The sequence below is a fragment of the Kitasatospora phosalacinea genome (genome assembly GCF_030268885.1).
Lineage (GTDB): Bacteria > Actinomycetota > Actinomycetes > Streptomycetales > Streptomycetaceae > Kitasatospora > Kitasatospora phosalacinea_C.
The window spans coordinates 1-3,347 of the sequence record NZ_BSSA01000074.1 but is presented as its reverse complement, the minus strand read 5'-3'; the positions used below and the strand labels follow the sequence as shown (position 1 = coordinate 3,347).

General features: G+C 72.2%; 1 protein-coding gene. It reads left to right on the top strand.

The window, feature by feature from the left end; genetic code table 11:
* Positions 1-65 precede the first annotated feature (65 nt).
* Positions 66-3,242, top strand: coding sequence for a DUF6531 domain-containing protein (locus QSK52_RS38925; protein ID WP_285741016.1), 3,177 nt, complete (start codon positions 66-68; stop codon positions 3,240-3,242).
* Positions 3,243-3,347 lie beyond the last annotated feature (105 nt).

The following is a 3,347-nucleotide window of genomic DNA, read 5'->3' as shown; positions in this document are numbered from 1 at the left end:
CACGCGGAGACCGTCGCCGGGCACGCCGAGGTGTTCCAGTCGAAGGTTGCGGGGGTGAGCTTCGAATGAGCAACCAGATCGTCAGGGCGCTGGAGCACGCGGCGCAGAAGCTCGGCAAGACGCTGGCGGAGGACGCCGGGAAGGCGCTGAAGGGCTTCTACCGCAAGGCCGGCGACAACATGAGGAAGGTCGCCAAGAACGTCCGCGAGGTCGAGGAGAAGCACGCCAAGGACCTGAAGAAGATCATGGAGGGCCACGACTCCAGGACCTCCCGCCCCGGACGCGGCAGCGGCGGCCGGGGCGGGGCGGGTTCGGGCAGGAGGCGCATGCGGGAGGGGGTGCAGGACCCCCGCAAGACGGGTGTGCGGCTCAACTCCCGCACCACGTGCAGCGACCCGGTCGACGTCTCCTCCGGCGAGGTGGTGCTGGGCGAGGTCGACGTGAGTCTGCCGGCGACGCTTCCGCTGGTGCTGCACCGCACCCACGTCTCCTCCTACCGCGCGGGCCAGTGGTTCGGGCCGTCGTGGGCCTCCACGCTCGACCAGCGCCTCGAACTCGACGAGGACGGAGTCGTGTTCGCGTCCGAGGACGGCATGCTGCTGTCCTACCCGAGGCCCGAGCCCGGGGTGCCGGTGCTCCCCGTGGAGGGGCCGCGGTGGCCGCTGCTGTGGGACGCCGAACGCGGCCGCATCGACATCACCGACCCCGTCCTCGGGCAGCAGTGGGCCTTCGCGGCGCTGCCGGGCGAGACCCTCGACTTCGTCGGGGCGACGGAACTTCCGCTGCAGGAGATCGGCGACCGCAACGGCAACCTGATCGAAGTCCTCTACGGGGCAGGGGGAGCGCCGACCGAGGTCCGCCACTCGGCCGGCTACCGGATCGGGGTCCGCACGCGCGGCAACCGGATCACGGGCTTCGACCTGCTCGGCCCCGACACCCCGGAACCCGCGTCCGGGCCCGCGGCGGACGCAGACAGCGGACCGGTCCCTGCCGCAGCCGCCCTCGCCCCCGGCGCCGAGCGGGCGCTGCGACTCGTCGAGTTCGGCTTCGACGGCAACGGCAACCTCGCCCGGGTCGTGAACTCCTCCGGTCTGGCCCAGGAGTTCACCTACGACGAGCACCACCGGATCACCACCTGGTGCGATCGCAACCAGCACCGCTACCGCTACCTCTACGACAGGTCCGGCCGCTGCGTGCAGACCCGCGGCGACGGCGGCTTCCTCGACGCGGTGTTCTCCTACGACACCGACCGGCGCACCACCAAGGTCACCAACGCGCTCGGTCACACCACCACCTACCTGGTCAACGAGCTCGGTCAGACCGTCGCCGAGACCGACCCCCTCGGCGCGCGCTCCACCTTCGTCTGGGACCGCTACGACCGCCTCCTGTCCGCGACGGACCCGCTGGGACGCACCACCGAACTGGCCTACGACGCCGACGGCAACCTCACGCACATCCGCCGCCCCGACGGATCGACCCAGTCCGCGGCCTACAACGACCACCACCAGGTCGTCGCCAGCGTCCTGCCCGACGGCACCCGGTGGGCCTTCGACTACGACGAGCGCGGCAACCTCCTCGCGCAGACCGACCCCACCGGCACGACACTGCACTACCGGCGCGATGCGAACGGCCACCTGACCGCGATCACCGACGCCCACGGCTCCACCACCGCCATCACCACCGACCGCGCAGGCCTGCCCATCGCGATCACCGACCCGGGCGGGGCCACCAGTTGCTGCGTCCGCGACGGCTTCGGCCGCCCCGTGGAGATCACCGAAGGCCCCGGACGCGCCACCCGCACCACCTGGACCGTCGAAGGCCGCCTCGCCTCCCGCACCCACCCCGACGGCACCACCGAGCACTGGACCTACGACCCCGAGGGCAACCTCCTCGAACACCGGGACACCGCCGGGCGCGCCACGCGCTACGAATACACCTGCTTCGACCTGGTCCGCGCCCGCACCGACGTCAACGGCGCCCGCTACGAGTTCACCTACGACGCCGAACTGCACCTCACCCGCGTCACCGCACCCGACGGCCTGACCTGGACCTACGAGTTCGACGCCGCCGGACGACCCGTGCGCGAGCGCGACTTCAGCGGACGCACCCTCACCTACACGCACGACGCGGCGGGCCAACTCGTCGCCCGCACCAACGGCGCCGGCCAGCGCATCGACTACCGGCACGACCTGCTCGGCCGCCCCGTCGAGCAGCGCACCGACGACGCCGTCACCCGCTTCGCCTACGACCCCATGGGCCGACTCCTCGAAGCGGCGAACCCCACGACCACCGTCCGCCTGCGCTACGACCCCGCCGGGCGCCTCCTCAGCGAGAGCGTCGCCGGACGCACCACCCACTTCGGCTACGACCTGCTCGGCCGCCGCACCACCCGTCGCACCCCCACCGGCGTCGAAACGGCCTGGACGTACGACCCGCTGGGCCAGCCGCTGACGATGACCACCGCCGGACGCACCCTCCGCCTCGGCTACGACACCACGGGCCGCGAAACCCACCGCGACCTCGGAGCGCTGCGCATCGGCCACGCACGCGACATCAACGACCGCGTCGTCGCCCAGGACCTCACGCTGTGGAACGGTCCCGCCGGGGCCCCCGGAACCCGGCCCGTCCGCAACCTCGTCCACCGCTCCTACCGCCTGCGCGACGACAGCACCCCCGTCGCGATCACCGACTCCCACCAGGGCGAGCTCGCCATCGCCGCCGATCCCGCGGGTCGCCCCACCGCGCTGACCGGCTGGGGCGGCCCGGAGTCCTACGCCTACGACCAGGCGGGGCGCGCCCTGGACGCCCACTGGCCCTCGACCCCTTCCAGCGCCGCCACCGACACCGCGGGCGAACGCCACTACAGCGGCGGCCTGCTGCGCAGGGCCGGCCGCGCCTCCTACGCGTACGACAACCAGGGCCGCGTCGTGCGCCAGAGCCGCCGCCTGCTCTCCGGCGGCGAGAAGACCTGGCACTACACCTGGGACGCGGAGGACCGCCTCACCCACCTCACCACCCCCGACGGCACCTGCTGGCGCTACCTCTACGACCCGCTCGGACGGCGCACCGCCAAGCAGCGCCTGGCTCCCGACCTGACGACCGTCGTCGAGGAGACCCTCTTCACCTGGGACGGCCCCGTCCTCGTCGAGCAGACCCGCACCACCGCCGACCACGAGCACGCCCGCACCACCACCTGGGAATGGGACCCCGACACCTTCCGTCCCCTGACAGTGATGATGTGACTGGTGGTTCTGCTGATGAGCCTGACCCGCCCCCTGACTGACGCCTCGGGCTGTCCTGTTTGGGATTTGTCGGCTCATCAGCAGGCCATCACGCACGCGGCCGGA

What these genes read in the sequence shown, in the direction of transcription:
- QSK52_RS38925 (WP_285741016.1), top strand. Translation starts at nt 66, where the DNA reads ATGAGCAACCAGATCGTCAGGGCGCTGGAGCACGCGGCGCAGAAGCTC.